Here is a 26,835-nt window from a genome sequence, read left to right on the forward strand (position 1 = left end):
GTCCTGCCGGTGGGCGCCGCTGTCTCCGGCACCGCGGCGGGCAACACTGGCACAACCAGAAGAAATGGGCAAAGGAGCGTTATTGTGACTGTCCGGGTAGGCGTGAACGGCTTCGGTCGTATCGGACGTAATTTCTTCCGGGCTGTCGAGGCGCAGAAGGCGCTCGGCACCACCGACATCGAGATCGTCGCGGTCAACGACCTCACCGACAACGCGACTCTGGCCCACCTGCTCAAGTACGACTCGATCCTCGGCCGGCTGCCGCAGGACGTCAGCCTCGACGGTGAGGACACCATCGTCGTCGGCGACCACCGGATCAAGGCCCTCGAGGTCAAGGAAGGCCCGGCCGCGCTGCCGTGGGGCGACCTGGGCGTCGACGTCGTCGTCGAATCGACGGGCATCTTCACCGACGCGTCGAAGGCGAAGGGTCACCTCGACGCCGGCGCCAAGAAGGTGATCATCTCGGCGCCCGCCAAGGGCGAGGACCTCACCGTCGTGATGGGCGTCAACGACGACAAGTACGACGGCAGCCAGAACATCATCTCCAACGCCTCGTGCACCACCAACTGCCTCGGCCCGATCGCCAAGGTCCTCGACGACAGCTTCGGCATCGTCAAGGGCCTGATGACCACGGTCCACGCCTACACCCAGGACCAGAATCTGCAGGACGGCCCGCACAAGGATCTGCGCCGCGCCCGCGCCGCCGCCCTGAACGTCGTGCCCACCGGCACCGGCGCCGCCAAGGCCATCGGCCTCGTCCTGCCGCAGCTGGTCGGCAAGCTCGACGGCTACGCCCTGCGCGTGCCGATCCCCACCGGCTCGGTCACCGACCTGACCGCCAACCTCGCCACCCCGGCCTCCATCGAGGAGATCAACGCGGCGATGAAGGCGGCCGCCGAGGGCCCGCTCAAGGGCATCCTCAAGTACACCGAGGACGAGATCGTCTCCTCGGACATCGTCACCGACCCGCACTCGTCGATCTACGACGCCGGCCTGACCAAGGTCATCGACGACCAGGTCAAGATCGTCTCCTGGTACGACAACGAGTGGGGCTACTCCAACCGCCTGGTCGACCTCATCGGCCTGGTCTCGAAGTCCCTCTGACCGAACAGGACAGTCGAACAGTGGCAGTTCAGACTCTCGAGGATCTGCTCGCCGCCGGCGTCGAGGGCCGTGGCGTGCTGGTGCGCTCGGACCTCAACGTTCCGCTGGACGGCGCGACGATCACCGACCCCGGTCGCATCGTCGCGTCCGCCCCGACGATCGCCGCGCTCGCCGAGGCGGGCGCGAAGGTCGTCGTCACCGCCCACCTGGGCCGGCCCAAGGGCGAGCCCGATCCGAAGTTCTCCCTCGCGCCGGTCGCGGCGAAACTCGGCGACGTGCTCGGCCGCAACGTCCAGCTCGCCGGCGACGTCGTCGGGCAGGACGCGCTGGCCCGCTCGGAAGGCCTGACCGACGGCGACATCCTCCTGCTCGAGAACATTCGCTTCGATCCGCGCGAAACGAGCAAGGACGAGGCGCAGCGGCAGGCACTGGCCCGCGACCTCGTCGAACTCGTCGGCGACGACGGGGCTTTCGTCTCCGACGGGTTCGGCGTGGTGCACCGCAAGCAGGCATCGGTGTACGACGTGGCGAAGCTGCTCCCGCACTACGCGGGCAACCTCGTCGCCGCCGAAGTCGAGGTGCTCGGCAAGCTCACGAGCGACCCGGAGCGGCCCTACGCGGTGGTGCTCGGCGGCTCGAAGGTCTCGGACAAGCTCGCCGTCATCGAGGCCCTCGCCCCCAAAGTCGACACCCTCGTCATCGGTGGCGGCATGTGCTTCACCTTCCTTGCCGCGCAAGGCATCCCGGTGGGCAACTCGCTACTCGAGGAATCGATGACCGAGACCTGCAAGGACCTGCTCGAGCGGTTCGGCGACGTCATCCACATCCCGCAGGACGTGGTGGTCGCCGACTCGTTCGCCGCCGACGCCGAGGCGAAGACGGTGCCCGCCACCGAGATCCCGGACGGCTGGATGGGCCTGGACATCGGACCCGAGTCGGTGGCCCGGTTCGCCCAGTACCTCACCGGCGCAAAGACCGTGTTCTGGAACGGCCCGATGGGCGTGTTCGAGTTCGAGAAGTTCGCGGCCGGCACCAAGGGGGTCGCCGAGGCGATCGTCGAGGCCACCCGCTCCGGCGCGTTCAGCGTCGTCGGCGGCGGCGACTCGGCCGCGGCCGTGCGTCTGCTCGGCCTGCCCGAGGACGGGTTCTCGCACATCTCCACCGGCGGCGGCGCCTCCCTCGAATACCTCGAGGGCAAGGATCTGCCCGGCATCAGCGCCCTCGACGACACCGCACCGGAGGCCTGAGATGACCCGAAAGCCGCTCATCGCCGGCAACTGGAAGATGAACCTCAACCACCTCGAGGCCATCGCCCTGGTGCAGAAGATCGCCTACGCGCTGCCGGAGAAGTACCTCGAGAAGGTGGACGTGACGGTGCTGCCGCCGTTCACGGACATCCGCAGCGTGCAGACGCTGATCGAGGGCGACAAGCTGCTGCTCACCTACGGTGCGCAGGACGTCTCCGCCCACGACTCCGGTGCCTACACCGGAGAGATCAGCGGCCCGATGCTGGCCAAGCTGGGGTGCACCTACGTGGTCGTCGGCCACTCCGAACGGCGCACCCTGCACGGCGAGACCGACGAGACCGTCCTCGCCAAGACCAAGGCGGCGTTGCGGCACGGCCTGACCCCGATCGTGTGCATCGGCGAAGGCCTCGACATCCGCGAAGCCGGTCAGCACGTGTCCCACAACGTCGCCCAGCTGCGCGGATCCCTCGCCGGGCTCTCGTCCGACGACATCGCGAAGATCGTCGTCGCATACGAGCCGGTCTGGGCCATCGGCACCGGCAAGGTGGCCTCGGCCGCCGACGCCCAGGAGGTGTGCGCCGCGGTGCGCGCCACCCTCGCCGAGCTCGCCTCCCCGGAGACCGCCGACACCGTCCGCGTGCTGTACGGCGGCTCGGTCAACGCCAAGAACGTCGGCGAACTGATCGCCCAGCCCGACATCGACGGCGGTCTCGTCGGGGGCGCCTCGCTCAAGGCCGACGAGTTCGCCCAGCTGTCCGCCATCGCCGCGGGCGGGCCGCTGTAAGGCACCCGCGGTGCCCTTCCGGATCCGCCGAGGCCCGGAAGGGCACCGCGACGGCGCCCTGTAGTCTGGCGCCATGGCACTGTTCCTCGACATCCTGCTGATCACCACCAGCCTGCTGCTGATCCTGCTCGTGCTGCTGCACCGCGGCAAGGGCGGCGGTCTGTCCACCCTGTTCGGTGGCGGTGTCCAGTCCAGCCTGTCCGGCTCCAGTGTCGCCGAGAAGAACCTCGACCGGCTGACCGTGTTCACCGGCATCGTCTGGCTGATCGCCATCCTCGGCATCGGCCTGCAGATCAAGTTCAGCTGAGCCCTGCGCACGACGGCGCGACCCGGAATTCCGGGTCGCGCCGTCGTGCGTCGGCCGCGATACTGGCCGGATGACGGATACCGCCCGCCCGGCCGACCCCTCCCGGTCCCGCTCCGCCACCGAGCCTCTGCGCCAGGACATCCGGCTGCTCGGCGGGATGCTGGGCCGCATCGTCCGCGAACAGGCCGGCGAGCACCTCTTCGCCCTCGTCGAACGCGCCCGCGTCGAAAGCTTCCGCGTGCGCCGCTCCGAGATCGACCGCGCCGAACTCGCGGCGATGTTCGCCGACGTCCCCACCGACGACACCCTCCCCGTCATCCGCGCCTTCAGCCACTTCGCGCTGCTCGCGAATCTCGCCGAGGACCTGCACCGGGAACGCCGCCGCGCCGTGCACGTGCGCGCCGGGGAACCGGCCCAGGACAGCTCCCTGGCCGCCACCTACCGCAAGCTCGACGCCGCCGAACTCGACCCCGCCGAGGTGGCCGCCGCGCTCGACGGCGCCCTCGTCTCCCCGGTGATCACCGCCCACCCCACCGAGACCCGCCGCCGCACCGTCTTCGACGTGCAGAGCCGCATCACCGACCTCATGCGCCGCCGCGAACACGCCGAATCCGACGAGCGGTCCGACATCGACCTGCACCTGTGGCGGCAGATCCTCACCCTGTGGCAGACCGCCCTCATCCGCCTCGCCCGCCTGCGCATCCAGGACGAGATCGAGGTGGGCCTGCGGTACTACGACGCCGCCCTGTTCCGCGTCGTCCCGGCCCTCAACGCCGAGGTCCGGCGCGCCCTGCGCGAACGCTGGCCCGGCGTCCCGCTGCTGCCGGACCCCTTGGTGCGCACCGGAACCTGGATCGGCGGCGACCGCGACGGCAACCCCAACGTCACCGCCGAGGTCGTCCACCGCGCCACCGAACGGGCCGCCGCAACCGCTCTCGGGCATCACCTCGCCGAACTCGAACGGCTCGAGCAGGAACTGTCGATGTCCGCACGTCTGGTCCGCGTCACCGACGACCTGGCTCGGCTCGCCGACGCCTCCGGCGACGACGCCCCCTCGCGCGCCGACGAACCGTACCGCCGCGCGCTGCGCGGCATCCGGGGCCGCCTGACCGCCACCGCGGCACGACTGCTCGACGAACCACCGCCGCATGCGGTGTCGAGCCCGCTGACCGCCTACGACACCCCCGCCGAACTGCTCGCCGACCTCGACATCCTCGACGCCGCCCTGCGCGCCGGCGGCAGCGCGGCCCTCGCCGACGACCGGCTCGCGCACGTGCGCGGCGCCGTGGAGACCTTCGGCTTCCACCTCGCCTCCCTCGACCTGCGCCAGAACGCCGAGGTGCACGGCCGGGTGATCGCCGAACTGTTCAGCTGGGCCGGCGTCACCGACGACTATCTCGCGCTGCCCGAGGAGGAGAAGGTCGCGCTGCTCGCGGCCGAACTGCGCACCCGCCGTCCCCTCAGCGCGCCCGGCGCGCGGCTCGGCGCCGACACCACCCGTGAACTCGGCGTGCTCCGTGCCGCCGCCGACGCCGTGGCCCGGTTGGGCCCGGCCGCCGTACCGCACTACATCGTCAGCATGTGCAGCTCGGTCTCGGATCTGCTCGAGGCGGCGGTGCTGCTCGACGAGGCCGGGCTCGTCGAGCACGACGTCGCCGGACCGCGCTGCCCGGTCGCGGTGATCCCGCTGTTCGAGACCATCGACGATCTGCGGCACGGCGCCGACATCCTCACCGCCGCCCTCGCCGTCCCCGAGTTCCGCAACCTCGTCGACTCCGCCGACGGGATCCAGGAGGTCATGCTGGGTTATTCGGACTCGAACAAGGACGGCGGGTACCTCGCCGCCAACTGGGCGCTGTACCGGGCCGAGCTCGACCTGGTGGAGGCCGCGCGCACCGCCGGGATCCGACTGCGCCTGTTCCACGGCCGCGGCGGCACCGTCGGTCGCGGCGGTGGACCGAGTTACGACGCGATCCTGGCGCAGCCGCCCGGGGCCGTCGCCGGTTCGCTGCGCCTGACCGAGCAGGGCGAGGTGATCGCGGCGAAGTACGCCGAGCCGAAGCTGGCGCGCCGCAATCTCGAATCTCTCGTCGCCGCGACCCTCGAGTCCACCCTCCTCGACGTCGAGGGGCTCGGCAGCGACGCCGGTCCGGCGTACGCGGTGCTCGACGAGCTCGCCGAACTCGCCCGCGCCGCCTACAGCGACCTGGTGCACGAGACCCCCGGCTTCGTCGAGTACTTCCGGACCGCCACCCCCGTCGCGGAGATCGGATCCCTGAACATCGGCAGCCGGCCCACCTCGCGCAAGCCGACGTCGTCGATCGCCGACCTGCGGGCCATCCCCTGGGTGCTGGCGTGGACCCAGTCCCGTGTGATGCTGCCCGGCTGGTACGGCACCGGGACGGCCGTCGAGACCTGGATCGCGGGCGACGAGACGCGCCTGACCACCCTCACCGGCCTGTATCGGCGCTGGCCGTTCTTCCGCACCGTGCTGTCCAACATGGCGATGGTGCTGGCCAAGTCCGACCTCGGTCTCGCCGCGCGCTACGCCGAACTGGTGCCCGACCCGGAGCTGCGGCACCGGGTGTTCGACAAGATCACCGCGGAGCACGAGCGCACCGTGCGCGTCTACCTGGCGATCACGGGGCACTCCGAGCTGACCGCGGACAACGCGGCACTCGCCCGGTCGGTGCACAACCGCTTCCCGTATCTCGAGCCGCTCAACCACCTGCAGGTCGAGTTGCTGCGGAGGTTCCGGGCGGGGGAGGACACCGACCGGGTCCGCCGCGGCATCCAGCTGACGATGAACGGCCTCGCGACCGCGCTGCGGAACAGCGGATAGCGCCGGGGCGACAGCGGGCGGGCGACGGCGGGCGGGCGACGGCGGACGGGCGACGGCGGACGGGCCGGGGCGGCGGCGGCCGGGCCGGAGCGACCGGCCGCCCTGCCCGGTGGTGTCCGCTCAGCGGGAAGGCGGCGCACCGAACGGCCGTGACCCGCTACACCTGGACCGGTGACACATGACCGCGAACAGATCGTCGAACGGCTCGCCGAACTCGCCGCCGCCCTCGACCGCCGGGACTGGGCTGCCCTCGGCGCCGCCTTCACCGACTCCGCGACCGGCTACGGCGCGGCGGGGCGCGACGGCATCGTCGCCGTGGTCCGGGCCCATCTCGGCGGCTGCGGACCGTCGCAGCACCTGCTGGGCAACCACCGCATCGAGATCGACGACGACCGGGCCCGGTCTCTGACGTACGCCCGCGTCCACCACGTGGGCGCGGGCCCAGCCGCCGGGGCGAGCTACGAGTGCTTCGGCGAGTACGACGATCGGTGGATCCGCACCCGCGACGGCTGGCGCCTGACATCGCGCACCTTCACCATCTCCTACGACCTCGGCGACTTCGGCGTCCTCCGGCCCGGCTGACCCGGGGCGCGCGCACCACGATTTCGGCCGAGGCGGACGTCACGGCGTGACGATCGCGAAGTCCGGATCCACCGGTGCGAGCACCTCGACGAGCCGGCCCACCACCGTCGGGTCACCCGTCACCGCGATCGTCCCGTCCGCGAGGGCCGCCGCCGCATCCAGCTGTCCGGTGAGGGCACCGATCAGCGTGCGGCGGGTGAGGGTGAACACGGTGCTGCCCGGCGGCGGCTCGGGCACGGTCCGATGGTTGAGCACGCCGTGCCGCAACTCCGTGAGATACGTGGACCCGAGGTCGGTGAGGACCCATGTGATCACCAGCTGCAGATCCCACGCGCGGGGCCCGTCCACCCGCACCGCCAGGCTGTCGAACAGCTGCGGGACGGTCAGCGCATCGAGGAAGTCGCCCGAGGACTGCACCGGCGAACCGAAGATCCCCTCGCGGAGTTCCTTCGCGCCGGCCAGATAGATGCAACGCCAGGTGCCGTTCTCGGCGCCGTACGCGAGTTGCTCCATCGCGTCGGCCTGCAGATCCCGGGCGGCCTGATCGGTGTCGTCGGTGAACAGCAGATGTTTGCAGACCTCGAGCACCCAGCGGTAGTCGCCCTCCTCGAAGGCGTCCCGCGCGACGGCGAGGGTGGCGTCGGCGCCGCCCATGGCATCGACGTACCGGCGGGCGGCCTCGGCCGGGGGATGGGCCCACAGGTTGGCGGGGTTGCCGTCGTACCACCCCATGTACCGCTGGTAGATGGCCTTGACATTGTGACTCACCGAGCCGTAGTAGCCGTGGGTGTGCCACGCCGCCGCCAGGGCCGGAGGCAACTCGAAGCGTTCGGCGATCTCCGGGCCCACCAGGCCCTGGTTCATCATCCGCAATGTCTGATCGTGCAGGTACAGGTACATGTCGCGCTGCACGGCGAGGAAGTCGAGCGCCCGCTCGCGGCCCCAGGTCGGCCAGTGGTGCGAGGCGAACACGACCTCGAGCGCGTCCCCCCACAGCCCGATCGTCTCGTTGAGGTAGTGGCCCCATGCGTGCGCGTCGCGCACCACCGCGCCGCGCAGCGTGAGGATGTTGTGCATGGTGTGGGTGGCGTTCTCGGCCGCGCACAGCGCGCGCCGCTCGGGGAACCAGATGTTCATCTCGGCGGGGGCCTCGGTGCCGGGGGTCAGCTGGAAGACCATCCGTACCCCGTCGACGGTGAGTTCCTGTCCGGTCGCGGTGATGTCGACGGTGGGCGCGATGAGCGTGACGGTGCCGGCCGACGTGGTCGGGCCCAGCCCGGCACCGATCTGCCCGGCCGGTCCCTTCGCGAGCGCCGCGCCGTACATGTAACCCGAGCGCCGCGACATCGCCGTGCCGGCGAACAGGTTCTCCGACACTGCATGTTCGAGGAACCCGGCCGGGGCCACGACGGGGACCGTCCCGGCCGCGACGAGTTCCGCGTCGAGCACCCCCTTGACGCCACCGAAGTGGTCGACATGCGAGTGCGTGTAGATCATCCCGGAGACGGGCCGGTCGCCGCGGTGCTGCCGGTACAGCGTCAACGCCGCCGCGGCGGTCTCCGCGCTGATCAGCGGGTCGATCACGATCACCCCGGTGTCACCTTCGACGACGGTCATCACCGACAGGTCGAAGCCGCGCAACTGGTAGATCCCCGGTACCACCTCGAACAGGCCGTCCTCGCCGAGCAGCCGGCCCTGCCGCCACAGACTCGGATGCGCCGTCGGCGGCGCGGGCCCGTCGAGGAACGCGTAGGCGTCGAGGTCCCACACGACACGTCCGTCCGCGGTGGTGATCGTCCGCTGCTCGCTGCGGCCGACGAAGCCGCGCGTCGCATCCTCGAAGTCCTGCCCGTCGTCCGCGGGCAGCGCGGCCGCCGCACCCTGCAGATTCCGCCGCGTGGTCTCGCTGGCACCGGAAGTGCTCATGGCCGCCGTCCTCCCCGGAAGTTGCGCGGTGCCCCGAGCCTAGAGGACGTCGCCGGTGCAGACCGGTGATCACCGGAATCGGACGCTGCCGCTCACCGGTACTCGTCGGCGAGGTCGAGGTAGCCGTCCCAGTGCGGCATGGCCCGGCCGGTGAGCACGGCATCGAGCCGGTCGAGGTAGTACTGCCAGCCGGGACCGATCTCCGAGGTCTCCGAGCGCGGGACGTGCCGGTGCGAGAGCTCGAGGGTGGTGACGGCACCCACCTGCTTCGTCGTGAGCTCGAGTTGCCACCCGTCCTGGTCGACGACGAGGACGTGGGGCGGGTCGCAGCGCAGGATCCGCACGTCCGTCGTCGCCGTGTCGTGCTCGTCGGTCATCGTCAGCCGCACCCGTCCGGAGGCGGGGTCGCCCGTCCACCGTCCGTACCAGCGTTCGAGCCGGTCGGTCAACGCCGCCCACACCTCACCGACCGGCAGGGCGAAGCTGCGCACGTAGTGCAGGGTCACCAGGGAAGACCCGTCCGGGCAGTCGTGCTCGGGCCGGATCTCGCCCAGGACGGTGGTCGGGGTGCTCATCGAACGCTCCTTTCCACGCAGTGCTGTCCCCATTGTGATCCGCCGGGCCGCCGCCTGCCGGGTATGCGCCGGTCCGTCCCACGGGGAACCGCCGGGCCGGCCGCGGCGTCGAACTGGGCAGGGAACACCGTAGGGGAGGAGCTTCGCGATGGACCGTAGGACGGAGCGATGCCGCCGTGGCCGCCTCACCGGGCTGCGCGCGACCCGCAATCCGAGCTGGGCTGCACGACTGCGCTGCGGCGTGACCGACGGCCGTGTGCCCCCGGATCCGCGGCCCGGAGGGCCCGACCGGGACGGGCAGCGGTGGTGACGGTCACCCGGCGGGCAGCGCCGCGGCGGCCTCCGTGTCGAGGAACCACACGGTCCGGTCGAGGCCCCGTGCCCCGGCGGCCGGGACGTCCACCGCGTCGGCGCCGCCCACCGCGGCCGCGACGGCCTCGGCCTTGGCCGCGCCGGTGACGAGCAGCCACACCTGCCGGGCGCGACGGACCGCCGGGAGGGTGAGCGTGACCCGCGCGGCGGGCGGCTTGGGGGAGTCGTCGACGCCGACGACGAAGCGATCCTGCTCGCGCACGGCATCGGTGTGCGGGAACAGCGAGTTGACGTGGCCCTCGCCGCCCATGCCCAGCAGGTGCACGTCGAACTCGGGGGTGCTGCCGTCGGGGGAGTTCGCGGCGAGCACCTGCGCGTACGTGCGGGCCGCCGACTCGGGGGAACCGGCCCCGGCCTCGTCGAGAGTGGGCATCGCGTGCACCCGCGCCGGATCGAGCGGCACATGGTCGAGCAGCGCCGCGCGGGCCTGGACCTCGTTGCGCTCGGGATCACCCGGCGGCAGGTACCGCTCGTCGCCGAAGTACACGTCCACCGCGGACCAGTCGATTCCGCCGGGAGCCCGCAGGACCGCGTCGAGCACGGCGATGCCGGTGCCGCCGCCGGTCAGCACCACCGCGGCGTGGCCGCGGTCGCGCTGCGCGGCGACCACGGTCTCGACGAACGCTGCGGCGGCCGCCCGCGCGAGCTCGTCGCCCGACTCGAAGCGCCGTACGTGGACGTTCCCGGAGATGTGGTGCGCGTCAGACATATTCCACCTTCGACAGGGCCGTCAGAGCCGAGTGGTACACCTCGTCGGGGTCGAGCCGCCGCAGCTCCTCGGCGAGGCATTCCGAGGAGTCGCGGCGTGCGAGCGTGATCAGCGAATCGGGTTTGCCGGTGCGCCGCAGCGTGGCGACGCGCCCGTCCTGGGGCCGCTCGAGCGAGATCGTCTGGGTGCGGGTGCGCAGCTCGACCCGCAGGTCGCCCACCGCACGCTGGACCGGGCCGTCGATACGGCTCGCGAGCCAGCCCGCGAGCAGATCCACCGCCGGTTCGCTGCCGAGTCCCGACACCAGCGCCGACTCGACCGGCTCGAACGGTGGCTGGTCGAGCGCCGAGACGAGCAGCGCCCTCCAGTAGGTGATCCGGCCCCACGCGAGGTCGGTGTCGCCGGGGGTGTAGCCGGACAACCGCGAGACGATCTCGGTCATCGGACGCGACGAGTTCGTCGCATCGGTCAGGCGCCGCACGGCGAGCCGCCCCACCGGGTCCGCCGCCGGCACCTCGGGCGGGGTGTTCGGCCACCACACCACCACCGGGGTGTCCGGCAGCAGGAACGGCACGATCACCGATTCCTGGTGATCGGCGAGCGGGCCGTGCAGCGCGAGGATCAGCACCTCCGAGGCGCCGGCGTCCCCGCCGATGCGGATCTCGGCGTCCATGCGCGGTTCGCCGCCCGCGCGACCACGGCCGACGACGATCACGCGGCACGGATGCTCCCGCGACGCCCCGATGGCCGCGGTGATGGCGGCTTCGAGACCACGTGGACCATCGGTGCACACCACCAGGGTGAGCACTCGGCCCTGTGTGACGATGCCGCCGGTCTGCCGCAGCTGGACCAGCTGTTTGCTGATGTCGATCGCGGTGGCGTTGCGCAGCTGCATCCTCACGGGCGTCTCCATTCGCGGCCCGAGCGACGGAGCACCTCGTCGGCCGACGACGGCCCCCAGGTGCCGGCCTCGTACGGCTCGGGCTTGCCGTGCGCCGCCCAGCGCTCGAGTACCGGGTCGAGGATCTTCCACGACAGCTCGACCTCGTCGTCGACGGGAAAGAGCGACGGCACCCCGAGCAGCACGTCGAGGATCAGCCTCTCGTACGCCTCGGGGGAGGACTCGGTGAATGCCTGGCCGTAGCTGAAGTCCATGTTGACGTCGCGGACCTCCATGCTCGAGCCGGGCACCTTGGAACCGAAGCGGAGGGTGACGCCCTCGTCGGGTTGCACGCGGATGACGAGTGCGTTCTGGCCGAGCTCGGTGGTCATCGTCTGGTCGAACGGAAGGTGCGGGGCCCGCTTGAACACGATCGCGATCTCGGTGACGCGCCGGCCCAGGCGCTTGCCGGTGCGCAGGTAGAACGGCACTCCGGCCCAGCGGCGGGTGTCGATCTCGCAGGTGATCGCCGCGTAGGTCTCGGTGGTCGAGTCGGCGGCGAAGCCCTGCTCGTCGTGCAGACCGACGACCTGCCCGCCGTTCTGCCAGCCGGCGATGTACTGGCCGCGGGCGGTGGTCTCGTCGAGGGGCTCGGCGAGCCGGGTCGCGGACAGCACCTTGATCTTCTCCGCCCGCAACTCCGCCGGGTCGAAGCTGATCGGTTCCTCCATCGCGATGAACGCGAGCAGCTGCAGCAGGTGGTTCTGGATCACGTCCCGGGCGGCGCCGATGCCGTCGTAGTAGCCGGCGCGGCCGCCGAGACCGATGTCCTCCGCCATCGTGATCTGCACGTGGTCGACGTAGTGCGCGTTCCACAGCGGATCGAACAGCTGATTCGCGAACCGCAACGCCAGGATGTTCTGCACCGTCTCCTTGCCGAGGTAGTGGTCGATGCGGAACACCGCCTCCTCGGGGAACACCTCGGCGACCAGCCGGTTCAGTTCCCGGGCGCTCGTCAGATCGTGACCGAACGGCTTCTCGATGATCACCCGGCTCCAGGTGCCCTCCCGCGCGATCGCGAGTCCGGACTGTTTGAGCTGCGCGGACACCACCGGGAACGCGTTCGGCGGGATGGACAGATAGAAGGCGTGGTTGCCGCCCGTGCCGCGGGCCTTGTCCAGCTCGGCCAGCGTCGACGCGAGCTCGGCGAACGCGGCGTCGTCGTCGAAACTGCCCTGCACGAACCGAATGCCCTCGGCCAGACGGTTCCACACCTCCTCGCGGAACTTGGTGCGCGAGTTGGCCTTCACGGCGTCGTGCACGACCTGACCGAAGTCCTCGTCGGCCCAGTCCCGGCGGGCGAAGCCGACGAGCGCGAACCCGGGCGGCAGCAGACCGCGGTTGGCCAGGTCGTACACCGCCGGCATCAGCTTGCGGCGGGCGAGGTCGCCGGTGACTCCGAAGATCACCAGGGCACACGGCCCGGCGATCCGGGGCAGCCGCCGATCACGCTCGTCCCGGAGTGGGTTGACCCACGCCGCCGTCTCGGGTTCGCGCACCGCGTCAGCTCTTGGCGCCGTGCGCGATCAGCTGCTCGGAGGTGGCGGCGAGCAGCTCGTTCCAGGACACCTCGAACTTCTCGACGCCCTCGTCCTCGAGCTTGCGGAACACCTCGGGCAGGTTCACCCCGATCGTCGACAGCGCGGAGAACACGTTCTGCGCCGCCTTCTCGGTGCCGGTGACCGTGTCGCCGGTGACCGCACCGTGGTCGGCGACGGCCTCGAGGGTCTTCTCCGGCATCGTGTTGACCGTGTTCGGGGCGACCAGTTCGGTGACGTACAGGGTGTCCGAGTAGTCCGGGTTCTTCACCCCGGTCGACGCCCACAGCGCGCGCTGCGGACGCGCACCGGCCGCGGCGAGCTGCTCGAACCGGGCCCCGGACTCGAACGCCCGGCGGTACGCCGCGTACGCCAGGCGGGCGTTGGCGACGCCGGCCTTGCCGCGCAGCGCGAGCGCCTCGGGGGTGCCGATCGCGTCGAGCCGCGCGTCGATCTCGGTGTCGACGCGGGAGACGAAGAACGAGGCCACCGAGTGGATCGTCGACAGCTCGTGCCCGGCCGACTTGGCGGCGGTCAGACCGTCCAGGTAGGCCTCGATGACCCGTTCGTAGCGCTCGACCGAGAAGATCAGCGTCACGTTCACGCTGATGCCCTCGCCGATCACGCGGGCGATGGCCGGCAGGCCCGCCACCGTCGCGGGGATCTTGATGAGCAGGTTGGGCCGGTCCACGATGTGCCACAGCTCGATCGCCTGCTGCACGGTCGCGTCGGTGGAGTGCGCCAGTCGCGGGTCGACCTCGATGGAGACCCGGCCGTCGACACCGTTGCTGGCCTCGAACACCGGGGCCAGGACGTCGCACGCGGCGCGCACGTCGTCGGTGGTGACGGTGCGGATGGTGGTGTCCACATCGGCGCCGGCCAGCGCGAGCTCACGGACCTGGGCGTCGTAGACGTGGCCCTTGCTGAGCGCCGCCTGGAAGATCGACGGGTTGGTGGTCACGCCCACGACGCTGCGGGTGGCGATCAGCTCGGCGAGGTTGCCGGTCTCGATGCGGTCCCGGGAGAGGTCGTCGAGCCACACGGACACCCCGGCGGCGGAGAGCTGTGCGAGATTCGCGTTCTGGGTTACCTGCTGGGTCATCGGGATCATCCCTTCACTCGGGTCAGCGAGCGGCGGGCGGCGTCGACGACGGCCTCGGCGGTGATGCCGAACTCGCGGAACAGGGTCTTGTGGTCGGCGGAGGCGCCGAAGTGCTCGAGCGAGACGGCCTCGCCGGCGTCGCCGAGCAGGCGGTGCCACGGCATCGCCAGTCCGGCCTCGACGGAGACGCGCGCACGCACCGCCGGCGGAAGCACCTCGTCGCGGTACGCCTGGTCCTGCTCGAGGAACCAGTCGAGGACCGGCACCGAGACCACGCGGGTGGGCACGCCGTCGGCCTCGAGCACCTCGCGGGCGGCGACGGCGAGCTGCAGCTCGGAGCCGGTGCCGAGCAGGATCAGCTCGGGCGTGCCGGTGGACGCCTCGGCGAGCACGTACGCGCCGCGGGGCAGGCCCTCGGCGGCCTTCTCCCGGGTGCCCTCGAGCACCGGCACATCCTGGCGGGTCAGGGCCAGGGCGGTCGGGCCGGTCTTGTTCTCGAGCGCCGCGGCCCACGCGAACGAGGTCTCGTTCGCGTCGCCGGGACGGATCACGGCCAGATTCGGGATCGCCCGCAGGGCGGTGAGGTGCTCGACCGGCTGATGGGTCGGGCCGTCCTCGCCGAGGCCGATCGAGTCGTGGGTCCACACGTAGATCGCGGGGGTCTGCATGAGCGCGGCGAGCCGCACGGCCGGACGCATGTAGTCGCTGAACACCAGGAAGGTGCCGCCGTAGGGGCGGGTCGGGCCGTGCAGGGCGATGCCGTTGAGGATCGAACCCATCGCGTGCTCGCGCACACCGAAGTGCAGCGTCCGGCCGTACGGCTGGGCGTTCCAGTCCTTCGTGGAGATCGACACCGGGCCGAACGAGTCCGACCCGGGGATCGTGGTGTTGTTCGAGCCGGCCAGGTCGGCCGAGCCGCCCCACAGCTCGGGCAGCACCGGGCCGAGTGCGGCGAGGGCGCTGCCGGACGCCTTGCGGGTGGCCGGGCCCTTGGCGGCCGGCTCGTAGGTGGGCAGCACCTCGGTCCAGCCGGCGGGGAACTCCCCGGCCTGCAACCGGTCGAACAGTTCCTTGCGCTGCGGCTCGCGACCGGCCCACGCGTCGAACTCGGCCTGCCACGCGGTGCGGGCGGCCGCGCCGCGCTCGACGACGCCGCGGGTGTGCTCGATCACGGCGGGGTCGACGTCGAAGTGCTGCTCGGGGTCGAACCCGAGGGCGGTCTTGACGGCGGCGACCTCCTCGGCGCCGAGGGCGGCGCCGTGCACGTCGCCGGTGTTCATCTTGGTCGGCGCCGGGTAGCCGATGATCGTGCGCAGCACGACGAGCGACGGCTTGTCGGTGACGGCCTTGGCGGCCTCGACGGCGTCGAGGATCGCGGTGACGTTCTCGCCGCCCTCGACGGTCTGCACATGCCAGCCGTAGGCCTCGTAGCGCTTGGCGACGTCCTCACCGAGGGCGATCGCCGTGTCGTGCTCGATGGAGATCTTGTTGTCGTCGTAGAAGACGATCAGGTTGCCGAGCTGCTGCACGCCCGCGAGGGACGAGGCCTCCGACGTCACGCCCTCTTCGATGTCGCCGTCGGAGGCGAGCACATAGATGTGGTGGTCGAACGGGCTCGCGCCCGTCGCCGTGTCCGGGTCGAACAGGCCGCGTTCCCGCCGCGCCGCCATCGCCATGCCCACCGCGGAGGCCAGGCCCTGCCCGAGCGGGCCGGTGGTCATCTCCACCCCCGCGGTGTGCCCGAACTCGGGGTGGCCCGGCGTCTTCGAACCCCACGTGCGCAGCGCCTCGAGGTCGGCGAGTTCGAGCCCGTACCCCGACAGGTACAGCTGGATGTACAGCGTCAGGCTCGAGTGTCCGCACGAGAGCACGAACCGGTCCCGTCCCACCCAGTGCGGATCGGTCGGGTCGTGCCGCATCACCTTCTGGAACAGCGTGTAGGCCACGGGGGCAAGGCTCATCGCCGTGCCCGGGTGCCCGTTGCCCACCTTCTGGACCGCGTCGGCGGCGAGCACGCGTGCGGTGTCGACGGCCTTGGTGTCGAGGTCGGTCCAGTCGGCGGGGTGCACTGCCTGGGTGAGGGAGCGGATCTCGTCTGTGATCGACACGAGCAGAAGTCTCCTGACATGGGTATACGGGGAGCGTGCGGGCGCGAAAGCCTCGAGCGCCCCTCCAGAGTAATGTGCTGCGCTTTGCGGGTCGATTCGGTCCGGGCCTGCGCGACGTCTACCATCGTTCGTAGTAGGGCGACGGCGAGCGAAGGTGCGTAATCGCGTGGTGCAAGGAGACAGGGTGCGGGCAGGGCAACGGCCGGGAGGACACGGCTTCGGCGCCCCCGAGGCACCCGGAGCGCCGCGCCCCGACACGGTGTGGGGACGCGTTTCGGGCACGGTGCTCGCCTATATCGCGCTGACCAAGCCGCGCGTGATCGAGCTGCTGCTGGTGGCGACCATCCCGGCGATGCTCTTCGCCGCCCGCGGCGAGGTGGATCTGGTGCTCATCGCGAGCACCCTGTTCGGCGGGTGGATGGGCGCGGCGAGCGCGAATGCCCTCAACTGCGTCGTCGACGCCGACATCGACAAGGTCATGAAGCGGACGGCGCTGCGGCCGCTGGCCCGGCAGGCCGTCCCGACCCGGCACGCGTTCGTGTTCGGCGCGGTGCTCGGCGTCGTGTCGTTCCTGTGGTTGTGGTGGCGGGCGAACCTGCTCGCCGGCCTGCTCGTGGTCGCCACGATCGCCTTCTACGTCCTGGTGTACACGATGGTCCTCAAGCGCAGGACCTGGCAGAACGTGGTGTGGGGCGGGGCGGCGGGGTGCATGCCCGTGATGGTCGGCTGGGCCGCGGTCACCGGCTCGCTGAGCTGGGAACCGATCGTGCTGTTCCTGGTGATCTTCTTCTGGACGCCGCCGCACACCTGGGCCCTGGCCATGCGGTACAAGGAGGACTACAAGGCCGCCGGCGTGCCCATGCTGCCCGTGATCGCGAGCGAGCAGCACGTCACCAAGCAGATCCTGCTCTACACCTGGGCGACCGTGCTGGCGACGCTGGTGCTCGTGCCGGCCGCCGGCCTGGTGTACGCGGTGGTCACCGTCGCTGCCGGTGCCTGGTTCCTGCTCGTCGCGCATCAGCTGTACCGCAGCGTCCGGGGTGGGGCGGCGGTCAAGCCCCTCAAGCTGTTCCTGCAGTCGAACAACTACCTCGCGCTGGTGTGCCTGGGCCTGGCCGTGGACTCCGTGCTCGACCTGCGCACGATCGCCTCGTTCTTCTGATCCGCTGCGAGCACCCGCTCAGGGGAGCAGCACGATCGAACCGGTCGTGCGGCGGGCCTCGAGATCCCGGTGTGCCTGCGCCGCCTGCGCCAGCGGGTACCGCGCGCCGACCCGGACGGTGAGGGTCCCGTCGGCGACGGCGGCGAACACGTCGCCCGCCCGCCACATCAGCTCCTCGCGGGTGCGCACATGGTGCGCGAGGGTCGGCCGCGTGACGTACAGCGAGCCCGCGGGGTTGAGCCGCTGCAGGTCGAACGGCGGAACCGGACCGCTGGCCGCGCCGAACAGCGCCAACGTGCCGCGGATGCGCAGCGAGGCGAGCGACGACTCGAACGTGGCCGCGCCGACGCCGTCGTAGACCGCCGCGACGCCCTCCCCGCCGGTGAGGTCCCGGACCTGCTCGGCGAGGTCGTCGGAGTAGCGCAGCACCTCGGTCGCGCCCGCCCCGCGCGACAGTGCCTCCTTCTCGTCGGAGGAGACGGTCGTGATCACCCGCACGTCCTTCGCGGCGGCGAGCTGGGTGAGGAGCAGGCCCACCCCACCGGCGCCCGCGTGCACGAGCACGGTCTCGCCGGGCTGCGCCGGATACGTCGAATTGAGCAGGTAGTGCGCGGTCATGCCCTGCAGCAGCGCCGACGCCGCCTGCTCGGCGGGAACCGCGTCGGGCACCGGCACGGCCACCGCCGCCGGCACGAGCACCTGCTCGGCGTAGGAACTGTCGGCCGCCGCCCAGCTCACCCGGTCGCCGACCGCGACGCCGGCCACGCCCTCACCCGTCGCGACGACCCGTCCGGTGCCCTCGGTCCCGGGAATGTACGGCAACTCCCGGGGATACAGCCCGGTGCGGAAGTAGGTGTCGATGTAGTTGACGCCCACGGCATCCGTACGGACCAGCAGCTGACCCGGCCCCGGCTCGGGAGCCGGGACCTCGACGGGGGTGAGGACCTCGGGGCCGCCGAACCGTGCCACTTCGATTGCGCGCATGCGTTCACAGTATTCTGCAGGCATGAGCGCCGATACTCAGGTCGTGGCCGCACCGGCCGACATCGTGAAGTCCCTCCGCAGCTTCGTCGCCGCGCACGGTGGCTCCGCCAAGGCGGTGCTGCAGCCGGTCGCGCGGGGCGCGGTGCGCATCACCGTCGTCGCCGAGGACGGTGTGCTCGGCGACCGAGTGGTGCGCGATCTCGCCACCGCGCAGGCGGTGGTCGAGGCGCTGCCCGACGTCACCGTCTCGGAGTGGGATCGCGAAGTGACCAGCATCGCGACGCCGCAGCAGGGCCACTGGAAGAAGATGGCCGGCTGGGTGGCCCGTCAGACCCGGTTCCCGCGGGCCCGCAACGAACGCTGACCGATCCTCGACCGGCTCCGGGGGCCCACCCGTCACGGGTGGCCCCCGGAGCCGTTTCTCGCTCGCGCGTGCGCGCGGGTCAGACGGCGACCGGTTCGCGGGCCGGTTCGGTGGTGCGGACCCGTCCCGCCGCCCACACCGCTGCCGTCGCGGCCGTGCACAGCCCGGCTCCGGCGACGTGCACGGCGACCAGGGCGGCGGGCACGTCGGTGAAGTACTGCACGACCCCGACGAGGGCCTGGGCGACGACGAGGGCGAGCAGCACGTGCAGGCGCGTCTTCACCGCCTGCGGGGCGGCGACGGCGTACAGCGCGAAGGCCAGGCCGACGAGCAGACCGAGGTATCCGACGAGCAGTTCGGCGTGCAGGTGCACCAGCGACTCGATGTCGATCTCGAGACGCGGCACCGGCCGCTCGGCGCTCTTGTCCCCGGCGTGCGGGCCGGCGCCGGTGACCATCGTGCCCGCGACGAGCACCCCCGCGAGCAGCGCGGCGGACAGGGCGGTGAGGGTCCGCAGGGGGCGGGGGATCGTCGCCACGACCACCCCGTCGTCGGGCTCGCCGACCTTCGCGTGCAGCAGCACCGCGAGCCACACCATCAGCATCGACGCCAGCAGGTGCACCGCGACGGTCCACCAGGCCAGGCCGGCGAGCACGGTGATGCCACCGATGACGGCCTGCAGGACGGTGCCGGCGGGCATCAGCCAGGCGTAGACGAGAACCTCGCGGCGACGCCGGGCCCGGGTCACGGCCAGCACGACCGCCGCGGCGGAGGCGACGACGACGAACGTCAGCAGCCGGTTGCCGAACTCGACGACCTGGTGCAGGGTCGCGACCTCCTCGGACACCCCGACGGGCACGAAGCTGCCCGGGAAGCACTGCGGCCAGGTGGGACAACCCAGGCCGGATGCCGTCACGCGGACGATCGACCCGGTCACGGCGATGCCGCCCTGGGTCAGGATCGCGATGAGCGCGAGCAGCCGCTGGGTCCGCAGGGACGGCAGGGGCAGACGGTCGACAAGGCGCAGGAAGCCGCGATACAGCACATCGACGATGGTACGGGCCGGTCCACTACAGGCTGTAGTGGGGTGCCGGTCAGACGAACCGGAACAGTCTGCTCGCCAGGACACCGCCGACGGCCGCCCACGCGCCGAGGATCGCCACGGCCAGCCAGTCGACGCTGCCGCGCAGCGCCGCGTCGAGCGCGAGGGCGAGCGCCCCCGACGGGACCAGGCGCGCCAGGTGCACCACCGCATCGGGCAGACCGTCGCCGGCGAGGACGACGCTGCCGATCCCGAGCAGCACGAACCAGATGATGTTGGCCAGCGCCAGCACGATCTCGGCGCGCAGGGTGCCGCCGAGCAGCAGGCCGAGGGTGGCGAACGTCACGGTGCCCAGGGCGATGACGGCGGCGCCGAGCAGCAGCCCGACGGGTTCCGGGCGCCAGCCGAGGGCGAGTCCGATGCCGCCCAGCAGAATCGACTGCAGTGCCACGACGAGGGCCACCGCACCGCTCTTGCCTGCGATGATGCCCCATTTCGGCAGGGCGGTGGCACCGAGTCTTTTCAATGCACCGTATCTGCGGTCGAATCCGACCGCGATGGCCTGGCCGGTGAACGCCGTCGACATCACCGCGACCATCATCACCGCCGGCAGCACACGCTCGACCCGGGCCTCACCCAGATCGCCGATCGGGAGCAAGGTGAGTCCGATCAGCAGGGTGATCGGGATGAACATCGTCAGCAGCAGCTGCTCGCCGTTGCGCAGCAGGAGCACCAGCTCCATGCGGGTCTGCGCGGCGAGCATCGCCGCCGGGCCGTTCGGGCGGGGCGCGGGAGCGAAGGTGCCGGGCGTGAACCGGTTCGCCGCCAGGCGCTCGTGCGAGGTGCTCATCCGCGGATCTCCCGTCCGGTCAGGTCCAGGAACACGTCCTCGAGGCTGCGCTGGTCCACCCGGATCTCGCGGGCCAGCACGCCCTGGTCGGCGCACCACGCGGCCGCTGCCGCGACGACCTGCGGATCGATGGGGCCCTCCACGAGATACCGGCCGGGCCCGGCCTCGCGCACCCGGAAGGCCTCCGCCAGCGCGGCACGCAGGGGAGTGAGATCCAGCCCCGAGGCGGCGGTGAGCCACAACTGGCCCTCCGCGCCGGTGCTGGCGACCTCGGCGGGGGTGCCGGCGGCCACGATCCGGCCGTGATCGATGATGACGACCTCGTCGGCGAGTTCCTCAGCCTCGTCCATCAAGTGCGTGGTGAGCAGCACCGCGACCCCGTCGCGCCGCAGGGCGTCGATCAGTTCCCAGACCAGCAACCGCGCCTGCGCGTCCAGACCGGCGGTCGGTTCGTCGAGGAAGACGAGTTCGGGCCGGCCGACGAGGGCGCAGGCCAGCGCGAGCCGCTGCTGCTGCCCGCCGGACAGTCGCCGGTAGGGGGTGCGCCGTGCCTCCTCGAGTCCGAGACTGCGCAGCAGCCAGGCCGGATCGAGGGGATCCGCGGAGTAGGCGGCCACCAGATCGAGCATCTCCCCGGCCTTGGACCCGGGGTAGGCGCCGCCGCCCTGCAACATGACCCCGATCCGCGGGCGCAGGGCCTCGGAGTCGGCGATCGGGTCGAGTCCGAGGACCCGCACGGTCCCGGAGTCGGGGGTGACGAAGCCCTCGCACATCTCCACGGTGGTGGTCTTGCCGGCGCCGTTGGGGCCGAGCAGCGCGAGCACCTGGGCGCGGTCGACGGTCAGATCGAGCCCGTCGACCGCGGTGAGGTCGCCGAACCGCTTGACGACGCCCTCGAGGCGGACGGCAGGCGGCGCAGCGGCGGGGGATCTCGAGGTCACGAGGTTCCAGCGTAGGCGCCGGGCGAATCGGCGGGACGCGGTGGTGTGTCGTCCTCGTCGCGCCAGGGCAGCCGGTTGCGGGTGGCGAAGATCGCCAGCCCCACCACGACGACCGTCGCGATCGCCGCCTGCACGATGATGAACGGCTGGTACTCGCCGCCGTTGGGCATCAGGATCACGCTCACCAGCGACGAGAACGCCACGGTGGGGAGCCGGAAGATCGGGCGGGTGGCCCACGCGGCCAGCGGGATCACCGCCCACAGCAGGTACCAGGGCTGCACCACCGGGAACAGCAGCACGATCGCGCCGAGGGACACCCCGAGCGCGCCCACCGGGTGCAGCCGGCCGGTGAGCACCGCCAGCATCATCCGCACCGTCACCAGCGCCGCGATCAGCGCGGCGACGGGCCGGGTGAGCGACAGGACCGCGGTCGTGTGGTCACCGAGACCGAGCAGCACCCCGGCCAGGCCGGTGCCCAGGCCGAGCAGCGTCGGGATGGACATCCAGCTGCGCACCTCGGTTGCGGTGCCGAGGGTCTGCGTCCAGCCGAACCCGAGCCCACTGCCCCAGCTGACCGCGCCCACGACGACGACGGCGACCACGGTGAGCAGCGCGGCGGCGGCGACCACCGCGCGCAGGGTGCCGCCCCAGCGGTGCGCGAGCGCCATCCCGACGAAGCCGAGGGCGAGCAGCGAGGGCACCTTGACCATCGACGACAGCGCGATGACGGCGGAGCCCGCCAGCAGCCAGCCCAGCGCGCGGCCGCGCAGCGGCGCCGCCGGATCGGCGGTGTAGATCCCGCGCAGCGCCAGCTCGAGACCGGCCAGCATGAGACCGAGCATCAGGGCCTCGTTGTGGATGCCGGCCACGAGGTGGAACAGCAGCAGGGGATTGGCCGCACCCAGCCACAGGGCGCTGACGGAGGCGACCCCGCAGCGGCGCGCGAGCCGCGGCAGCGCCCACACGATCAGCGCGACCCCGGCGAGCGCGGTCACGCGGTGCAGGAACACGCCGGCGACGATGTTCTCGCCCGTGAGGTCGGTGATCCGCTGTCCGAGCCACAGGATCGCCGGCCCGTACGGCGCGGGGGTGTCGCGCCAGATGTTGGGCACGGTGCGGGTCAGGACGTGGTCGACACCCAGGGCGCCGGCGGGGCCGATCCCGTAGGGGTCGAGACCGCGGGCGGCGATCTCGCTCTGCGCGAGATACGAGTAGACGTCCTTGCTGAACATCGGGGGTGCCACCGTCAACGGCAGGATCCACAGCAGCAGGGTGCGGTCGAGCTGGGACCGGCTCAGCCGTCGGGGTACCCCGTCCGGGTCGCGGCGGCCGACGGCGAAGCGGCCGAGCAGCAGCCAGGCCAGCACCACCAGCACGGTGCCCGTCATGGTCAGCGTCAGCGCGGCGCTGGGCATGCGGGCGGGCAGCCCGAGCACCCGCAGGCCCTGGACGGGGTTCTGCAGCACCGGTTGTGCCCCCGCGCCGAGCGCCCCCACCGCCATGAGCACGGTGCCCGTCGCGCCGAACAACCGGATGCGGTGCAGTTGGGTGGTCTCGGTGGCGTCGAGGCCGCGGCCCTCGAGTTCGTCGCCGTGCAGGATCGTGGCCACGGCGGGGCCGCCGCCGCGCCCGTCGAGTCCGAGGGCGCGCCGGCCGAGTTCCACGGCGCGGGCCCCGAGGTCCGCGGCACGGCGGCTCGGCGCCGGCCCGCTCGGGTCGGGTTCCACGGTGGACGGCACGCGAGCAGCGTAGCGGGCCGGAAACCGGGACCTCGCCGCCTGTAAGGTAGGGCACCCTTTGTAGACCGGCCGGAGTAATTCCGTCACACTGGTGTTGTGAAAACGACGTCCGATACCGGGGTGCACGGGGAACGCGCAGGTCATCCGCCTGTCGGGTTGCCGGTGGCCCAGGTTCCGGGCGCGCACGAGGGTCAGACCCGGGCGGCGGTGGTGCAGCTGCTGCTCGAGGAGGGACCGATCACGGCCACCGAGATCGGCGCTCGTCTCGGCCTGAGCGCGGCCGGGGTGCGTCGCCACCTCGACGCCCTCATCGACACCGGAGAGGCCCAGGCGGCTCCGGCCCCTCGACGGGAAGGTCGGGGGCGGGGACGGCCGGCGCGCCGATTCCAGCTCACCGCGGTGGGCCGGGCGCGGCTGGGGCACTCCTACGACGACCTGGCCAGTGCCGCGATGCGGCACCTGCGCGAGGTCGGCGGCGAGGCGGCGGTCGAGGACTTCGCCCGGCGTCGCGTGCAGTCCCTGCTCGGCGGGGTCGCCCCGGTCGAGTCCGGCAGCGGCGCCGAGATCGAGGACACCGCCGAGGACATCGCGGCGGCGTTCACCGATGCGGGGTTCGCGGCCTCGACCCGGCGGGTCGGCACCGGCGTGCAGATCTGCCAGCACCACTGCCCGGTCTCGCACGTCGCCGAGCAGTTCCCCGAGCTCTGCGAGGCCGAGCTCGAGGCGTTCACCCGGATACTCGGCACCCACGTGCAGCGGCTGGCGACCATCGCCAACGGCGACAGCTTCTGCACCACCCACGTGCCGGTGCCACCGTCGGACATCCGGAAGACCTGAGCGGAACCCGTCCACCCCGACAGAAGCACGACGTTGACCGCCGGCGATCAGCCCTCGCCGGTACCGAACAAGACTCCGGAAGGAGCTCACATGACCGTCACATCGGATCAGGCGTCGGCCGGCGCGCCGCTGACACAGGAGGAGACCATCGCGTCCCTCGGTCACTACGGCTACGGCTGGTCGGATCCCGACGCGGCCGGCGCCACGGCCCAGCGAGGGCTGTCCGAGGCGGTCGTGCGCGACATCTCCGCGAAGAAGAACGAGCCCGAGTGGATGCTCGACATCCGCCTCAAGGCGCTGCGCACCTTCGAGAAGAAGCCGATGCCGGTGTGGGGCTCGAACCTCGAGGGCATCGACTTCGACAACATCAAGTACTTCGTGCGCTCCACCGAGAAGCAGGCCACGAGCTGGGAAGAGCTGCCCGAGGACATCAAGAACACCTACGACAAGCTCGGCATCCCCGAGGCCGAGAAGCAGCGCCTCGTCGCCGGTGTCGCCGCCCAGTACGAGTCCGAGGTCGTCTACCACCAGATCCGTGAGGACCTCGAGTCCCAGGGCGTGATCTTCCTCGACACCGACACCGGCCTGCGCGAGCACCCGGAGATCTTCCGCGAGTACTTCGGATCCGTCATCCCGGCCGGCGACAACAAGTTCTCGGCGCTGAACACCGCCGTGTGGTCGGGCGGCTCGTTCATCTACGTCCCGCCGGGTGTGCACGTCGACATCCCGCTGCAGGCCTACTTCCGGATCAACACCGAGAACATGGGCCAGTTCGAGCGGACCCTGATCATCGTCGACGAGGGCGCCTCCGTGCACTACGTCGAGGGTTGCACCGCCCCGATCTACAAGTCGGACTCGCTGCACTCGGCGGTGGTGGAGATCATCGTCAAGAAGGGCGGGCACTGCCGCTACACAACCATCCAGAACTGGTCGAACAACGTCTACAACCTCGTCACCAAGCGCACCAAGGTCGAGGCCGGTGGCTCGATGGAGTGGATCGACGGCAACATCGGGTCCAAGGTCACCATGAAGTACCCGGCCGTGTGGATGATGGGCGAGCACGCGCGCGGCGAGGTGCTCTCCGTGGCGTTCGCCGGCGAGGGTCAGCACCAGGACACCGGCGCGAAGATGCTGCACCTGGCGCCGCACACCTCCTCGACCATCGTGTCGAAGTCGGTGGCCCGCGGCGGCGGACGCGCCTCCTACCGCGGTCTGGTGCAGGTCAACAAGGGCGCGCACGGATCGAAGTCGACCGTCAAGTGCGATGCGCTGCTCGTCGATCAGATCTCCCGCTCGGACACCTACCCGTACGTCGACATCCGTGAGGACGACGTGACGATGGGGCACGAGGCGACCGTCTCCAAGGTCTCCGACGATCAGCTGTTCTACCTGATGAGCCGAGGCCTCACCGAGGACGAGGCCATGGCGATGGTGGTGCGCGGCTTCGTCGAGCCCATCGCCAAGGAACTGCCGATGGAGTACGCACTCGAGCTCAACCGCCTGATCGAACTGCAGATGGAAGGGGCAGTCGGCTAAATGACTGCGGAAGCGAAGAACACCCCCGCCACCGGTTCGCCGGTCGTCGCCACCGGGGTGCAGGGAGCCGCGCGCTCGGAGAAGGCCGGCGGGCCGGCCGTCAACAAGGGCGAGGTCTTCACGTCGTACGACGTGAATGCCTTCGAGATCCCCTCCGGCCGCGACGAGGCGTGGCGATTCACCCCGCTGCGCCGTCTGCGGGGCCTGCACGACGGCACCGCTGTCGCCGACGCCGCCGCCACCGTCGAGGTCACCTCCGCGGACGGCGTGCAGGTCGAGACCGTCGGCCGCGACGACGCCCGCCTCGGCGAGGGCGGCGTGCCCGCCGACCGGGTCGCCGCCCAGGCCTACTCGGGCTTCACCACCGCCACCGTCGTCACGGTCGGCCGCGAGGTCGAGGTTCCCGAGCCCGTCACGATCACCGTCACCGGCCCCGGCGAGGGCAAGGTCGCGTTCGGGCACCTGCAACTGCGGCTCGAGCCGTTCGCGTCGGTCACCGTCGTCCTCGACCAGCGCGGGTCCGGGACCTACGCCGAGAACGTCGAGTTCGTCCTCGGCGACAGCTCGCGCCTGAACATCGTCGCCATCCAGGACTGGGCCGACGACGCGGTCCACGTCGCGGCCCACCACGCCCGCCTCGGCCGCGACGCCGTGCTGCGGCACTTCACCGTCGGCCTCGGCGGTGACCTCGTGCGCGTGTCCCCGACGGTCCGGTACGACGCGCCCGGCGGCGACGCCGAGATGCTCGGCCTGTACTTCGCCGACGCCGGCCAGCACCTCGAGCAGCGCCTGCTCGTGGACCATGCGCAGCCGCACTGCAAGTCCAACGTCGTGTACAAGGGGGCGCTGCAGGGCGATCCCGGCTCCGGCAAGCCGGACGCGCACACCGTGTGGATCGGGGACGTGCTCATCCGCGCCGAGGCCGAAGGCACCGACACCTTCGAACTCAACCGCAACCTGGTGCTCACCGACGGTGCCCGCGCCGACTCGGTGCCCAACCTCGAGATCGAGACCGGTGAGATCGTCGGTGCCGGCCACGCCAGCGCCACCGGCCGGTTCGACGACGAGCAGCTGTTCTACCTGCGTGCCCGCGGCATCTCCGAGGAGCAGGCCCGCCGGCTCGTGGTCCGCGGATTCTTCCACGAACTCGTCGAGAAGATCACCGTGCCCGCCGTCCGGGAGCGGCTCGAGGCCGCCATCGAGGCCGAACTCGCCGCCGTCGGCGCCTGACCCCCACCCGTTCT

At 71.4% G+C, this 26,835-nt stretch carries 24 protein-coding genes; 12 read left to right on the top strand and 12 right to left on the bottom strand.

The genetic code is table 11. The features are described from left to right. Window positions 1–84: 84 nt before the first annotated feature. The 6 genes from gap (at window position 85) to ACM26Y_RS12310 (ending at window position 6,866) form a co-directional block, all read left to right on the top strand. Window positions 85–1,104, top strand: a complete 1,020-nt coding sequence (gene gap / locus ACM26Y_RS12285; RefSeq protein ID WP_003939468.1) for a type I glyceraldehyde-3-phosphate dehydrogenase — start codon at window positions 85–87, stop codon at window positions 1,102–1,104. A gap of 20 nt (window positions 1,105–1,124) precedes the next feature. Further along, complete coding sequence (locus ACM26Y_RS12290; RefSeq protein WP_003939469.1) at window positions 1,125–2,351, top strand: phosphoglycerate kinase; 1,227 nt, start codon at window positions 1,125–1,127, stop codon at window positions 2,349–2,351. A 1-nt stretch (window position 2,352) separates the two neighbouring features. Further along, on the top strand, window positions 2,353–3,135 hold the full coding sequence (tpiA, locus tag ACM26Y_RS12295) for a triose-phosphate isomerase (RefSeq protein ID WP_003939470.1): 783 nt from the start codon (window positions 2,353–2,355) through the stop codon (window positions 3,133–3,135). A 73-nt stretch (window positions 3,136–3,208) separates the two neighbouring features. Next, window positions 3,209–3,442: a preprotein translocase subunit SecG gene (secG, locus tag ACM26Y_RS12300; RefSeq protein WP_003939471.1), complete on the top strand. Its 234-nt coding sequence runs from the start codon at window positions 3,209–3,211 to the stop codon at window positions 3,440–3,442. Window positions 3,443–3,512: 70 nt separating this feature from the next. Further along, entirely contained in the window at window positions 3,513–6,284 is a 2,772-nt protein-coding gene (ppc, locus tag ACM26Y_RS12305) for a phosphoenolpyruvate carboxylase (protein ID WP_416063536.1), read from the top strand. A gap of 171 nt (window positions 6,285–6,455) precedes the next feature. Beyond that, the gene (locus ACM26Y_RS12310) at window positions 6,456–6,866 is read left to right on the top strand and encodes a nuclear transport factor 2 family protein (RefSeq protein ID WP_054373456.1); all 411 of its coding nucleotides are present in this window, start codon (window positions 6,456–6,458) and stop codon (window positions 6,864–6,866) included. Window positions 6,867–6,905: 39 nt separating this feature from the next. On the opposite strand, the gene ACM26Y_RS12315 is transcribed toward ACM26Y_RS12310, so the two are convergent. After that, window positions 6,906–8,792 carry an alkyl/aryl-sulfatase gene (locus ACM26Y_RS12315; protein ID WP_416063537.1) on the bottom strand — a complete coding sequence of 629 codons (1,887 nt, stop codon included), beginning with the start codon at window positions 8,790–8,792 and terminating at the stop codon, window positions 6,906–6,908. A gap of 92 nt (window positions 8,793–8,884) precedes the next feature. Further along, window positions 8,885–9,367 carry an SRPBCC domain-containing protein gene (locus tag ACM26Y_RS12320; protein WP_289380523.1) on the bottom strand — a complete coding sequence of 161 codons (483 nt, stop codon included), beginning with the start codon at window positions 9,365–9,367 and terminating at the stop codon, window positions 8,885–8,887. Between the two features lie 148 nt (window positions 9,368–9,515). On the opposite strand from ACM26Y_RS12320, the gene ACM26Y_RS12325 reads away from it, so the two are divergent. Further along, window positions 9,516–9,677 (top strand): hypothetical protein, encoded by a 162-nt coding sequence (locus tag ACM26Y_RS12325; protein WP_161628506.1) that lies wholly within the window; start codon window positions 9,516–9,518, stop codon window positions 9,675–9,677. A 3-nt stretch (window positions 9,678–9,680) separates the two neighbouring features. Here the strand turns inward: ACM26Y_RS12325 and pgl are convergent, their stop codons facing one another. Genes pgl through tkt form a run of 5 tightly spaced genes read right to left on the bottom strand, consistent with a single transcriptional unit; the run spans window position 9,681 to window position 16,136 of the window. Beyond that, window positions 9,681–10,448 carry a 6-phosphogluconolactonase gene (pgl, locus tag ACM26Y_RS12330; RefSeq protein ID WP_003939476.1) on the bottom strand — a complete coding sequence of 256 codons (768 nt, stop codon included), beginning with the start codon at window positions 10,446–10,448 and terminating at the stop codon, window positions 9,681–9,683. Next, window positions 10,441–11,349, bottom strand: a complete 909-nt coding sequence (gene opcA / locus ACM26Y_RS12335) for a glucose-6-phosphate dehydrogenase assembly protein OpcA (RefSeq protein WP_416063538.1) — start codon at window positions 11,347–11,349, stop codon at window positions 10,441–10,443. The genes pgl and opcA overlap by 8 nt, the downstream gene beginning before the upstream one ends. Beyond that, window positions 11,346–12,887: a glucose-6-phosphate dehydrogenase gene (zwf, locus tag ACM26Y_RS12340; protein ID WP_003939478.1), complete on the bottom strand. Its 1,542-nt coding sequence runs from the start codon at window positions 12,885–12,887 to the stop codon at window positions 11,346–11,348. The genes opcA and zwf overlap by 4 nt, the downstream gene beginning before the upstream one ends. 4 nt (window positions 12,888–12,891) lie before the next feature. Next, on the bottom strand, window positions 12,892–14,028 hold the full coding sequence (tal, locus tag ACM26Y_RS12345) for a transaldolase (RefSeq protein WP_003939479.1): 1,137 nt from the start codon (window positions 14,026–14,028) through the stop codon (window positions 12,892–12,894). Between the two features lie 5 nt (window positions 14,029–14,033). Next, window positions 14,034–16,136, bottom strand: coding sequence for a transketolase (gene tkt, locus ACM26Y_RS12350; protein ID WP_416063539.1), 2,103 nt, complete (start codon window positions 16,134–16,136; stop codon window positions 14,034–14,036). A 184-nt stretch (window positions 16,137–16,320) separates the two neighbouring features. Between tkt and ACM26Y_RS12355 the strand changes: the two genes are divergently transcribed. Continuing rightward, window positions 16,321–17,298: a heme o synthase gene (locus tag ACM26Y_RS12355; RefSeq protein ID WP_003939481.1), complete on the top strand. Its 978-nt coding sequence runs from the start codon at window positions 16,321–16,323 to the stop codon at window positions 17,296–17,298. A gap of 18 nt (window positions 17,299–17,316) precedes the next feature. Here ACM26Y_RS12355 and ACM26Y_RS12360 read toward each other — a convergent pair whose 3' ends face one another. Beyond that, on the bottom strand, window positions 17,317–18,282 hold the full coding sequence (locus tag ACM26Y_RS12360; RefSeq protein WP_416063540.1) for a quinone oxidoreductase family protein: 966 nt from the start codon (window positions 18,280–18,282) through the stop codon (window positions 17,317–17,319). A gap of 22 nt (window positions 18,283–18,304) precedes the next feature. Between ACM26Y_RS12360 and ACM26Y_RS12365 the strand changes: the two genes are divergently transcribed. Further along, a complete protein-coding gene (locus tag ACM26Y_RS12365; protein WP_040784537.1) occupies window positions 18,305–18,646 on the top strand; it encodes a hypothetical protein in 342 nt (113 codons plus the stop codon). 79 nt (window positions 18,647–18,725) lie between these two features. Here ACM26Y_RS12365 and ACM26Y_RS12370 read toward each other — a convergent pair whose 3' ends face one another. From ACM26Y_RS12370 to mptB, 4 genes are read right to left on the bottom strand one after another with little or no spacing between them, the layout of a single operon-like run. Continuing rightward, entirely contained in the window at window positions 18,726–19,691 is a 966-nt protein-coding gene (locus tag ACM26Y_RS12370) for a COX15/CtaA family protein (RefSeq protein WP_416063541.1), read from the bottom strand. 49 nt (window positions 19,692–19,740) lie between these two features. Further along, on the bottom strand, window positions 19,741–20,538 hold the full coding sequence (locus ACM26Y_RS12375) for an ABC transporter permease (protein ID WP_003939485.1): 798 nt from the start codon (window positions 20,536–20,538) through the stop codon (window positions 19,741–19,743). After that, window positions 20,535–21,479: an ABC transporter ATP-binding protein gene (locus tag ACM26Y_RS12380; protein WP_003939486.1), complete on the bottom strand. Its 945-nt coding sequence runs from the start codon at window positions 21,477–21,479 to the stop codon at window positions 20,535–20,537. Before ACM26Y_RS12380 ends, ACM26Y_RS12375 begins: the two co-directional genes overlap by 4 nt. Beyond that, on the bottom strand, window positions 21,476–23,218 hold the full coding sequence (mptB, locus tag ACM26Y_RS12385) for a polyprenol phosphomannose-dependent alpha 1,6 mannosyltransferase MptB (RefSeq protein WP_416063542.1): 1,743 nt from the start codon (window positions 23,216–23,218) through the stop codon (window positions 21,476–21,478). Before mptB ends, ACM26Y_RS12380 begins: the two co-directional genes overlap by 4 nt. A 96-nt stretch (window positions 23,219–23,314) precedes the next feature. Here mptB and ACM26Y_RS12390 point away from each other — a divergent pair, with 96 nt between their 5' ends. The 3 genes from ACM26Y_RS12390 to sufD all read left to right on the top strand — a co-directional run bounded on the left by ACM26Y_RS12390 (window position 23,315) and on the right by sufD (window position 26,821). Next, window positions 23,315–24,055: a helix-turn-helix transcriptional regulator gene (locus ACM26Y_RS12390; RefSeq protein ID WP_416063543.1), complete on the top strand. Its 741-nt coding sequence runs from the start codon at window positions 23,315–23,317 to the stop codon at window positions 24,053–24,055. A gap of 90 nt (window positions 24,056–24,145) precedes the next feature. Further along, window positions 24,146–25,591: a Fe-S cluster assembly protein SufB gene (gene sufB, locus ACM26Y_RS12395; protein ID WP_003939489.1), complete on the top strand. Its 1,446-nt coding sequence runs from the start codon at window positions 24,146–24,148 to the stop codon at window positions 25,589–25,591. Then, the gene (sufD, locus tag ACM26Y_RS12400) at window positions 25,592–26,821 is read left to right on the top strand and encodes a Fe-S cluster assembly protein SufD (RefSeq protein WP_416063544.1); all 1,230 of its coding nucleotides are present in this window, start codon (window positions 25,592–25,594) and stop codon (window positions 26,819–26,821) included. Window positions 26,822–26,835 lie beyond the last annotated feature (14 nt).

Source organism: Rhodococcus indonesiensis (genome assembly GCF_047782815.1).
GTDB lineage: Bacteria > Actinomycetota > Actinomycetes > Mycobacteriales > Mycobacteriaceae > Rhodococcus > Rhodococcus indonesiensis.

Coding starts and splice junctions, on each gene's coding strand:
- tpiA (WP_003939470.1), top strand. CDS start 2,353: ATGACCCGAAAGCCGCTCATCGCCGGCAACTGGAAGATGAACCTCAAC.
- secG (WP_003939471.1), top strand. CDS start 3,209: ATGGCACTGTTCCTCGACATCCTGCTGATCACCACCAGCCTGCTGCTG.
- ppc (WP_416063536.1), top strand. CDS start 3,513: ATGACGGATACCGCCCGCCCGGCCGACCCCTCCCGGTCCCGCTCCGCC.
- ACM26Y_RS12315 (WP_416063537.1), bottom strand. CDS start 8,792: ATGAGCACTTCCGGTGCCAGCGAGACCACGCGGCGGAATCTGCAGGGT.
- ACM26Y_RS12320 (WP_289380523.1), bottom strand. CDS start 9,367: ATGAGCACCCCGACCACCGTCCTGGGCGAGATCCGGCCCGAGCACGAC.
- ACM26Y_RS12325 (WP_161628506.1), top strand. CDS start 9,516: ATGGACCGTAGGACGGAGCGATGCCGCCGTGGCCGCCTCACCGGGCTG.
- pgl (WP_003939476.1), bottom strand. CDS start 10,448: ATGTCTGACGCGCACCACATCTCCGGGAACGTCCACGTACGGCGCTTC.
- tal (WP_003939479.1), bottom strand. CDS start 14,028: ATGACCCAGCAGGTAACCCAGAACGCGAATCTCGCACAGCTCTCCGCC.
- ACM26Y_RS12360 (WP_416063540.1), bottom strand. CDS start 18,282: ATGCGCGCAATCGAAGTGGCACGGTTCGGCGGCCCCGAGGTCCTCACC.
- ACM26Y_RS12365 (WP_040784537.1), top strand. CDS start 18,305: ATGAGCGCCGATACTCAGGTCGTGGCCGCACCGGCCGACATCGTGAAG.
- ACM26Y_RS12375 (WP_003939485.1), bottom strand. CDS start 20,538: ATGAGCACCTCGCACGAGCGCCTGGCGGCGAACCGGTTCACGCCCGGC.
- sufB (WP_003939489.1), top strand. CDS start 24,146: ATGACCGTCACATCGGATCAGGCGTCGGCCGGCGCGCCGCTGACACAG.
- sufD (WP_416063544.1), top strand. CDS start 25,592: ATGACTGCGGAAGCGAAGAACACCCCCGCCACCGGTTCGCCGGTCGTC.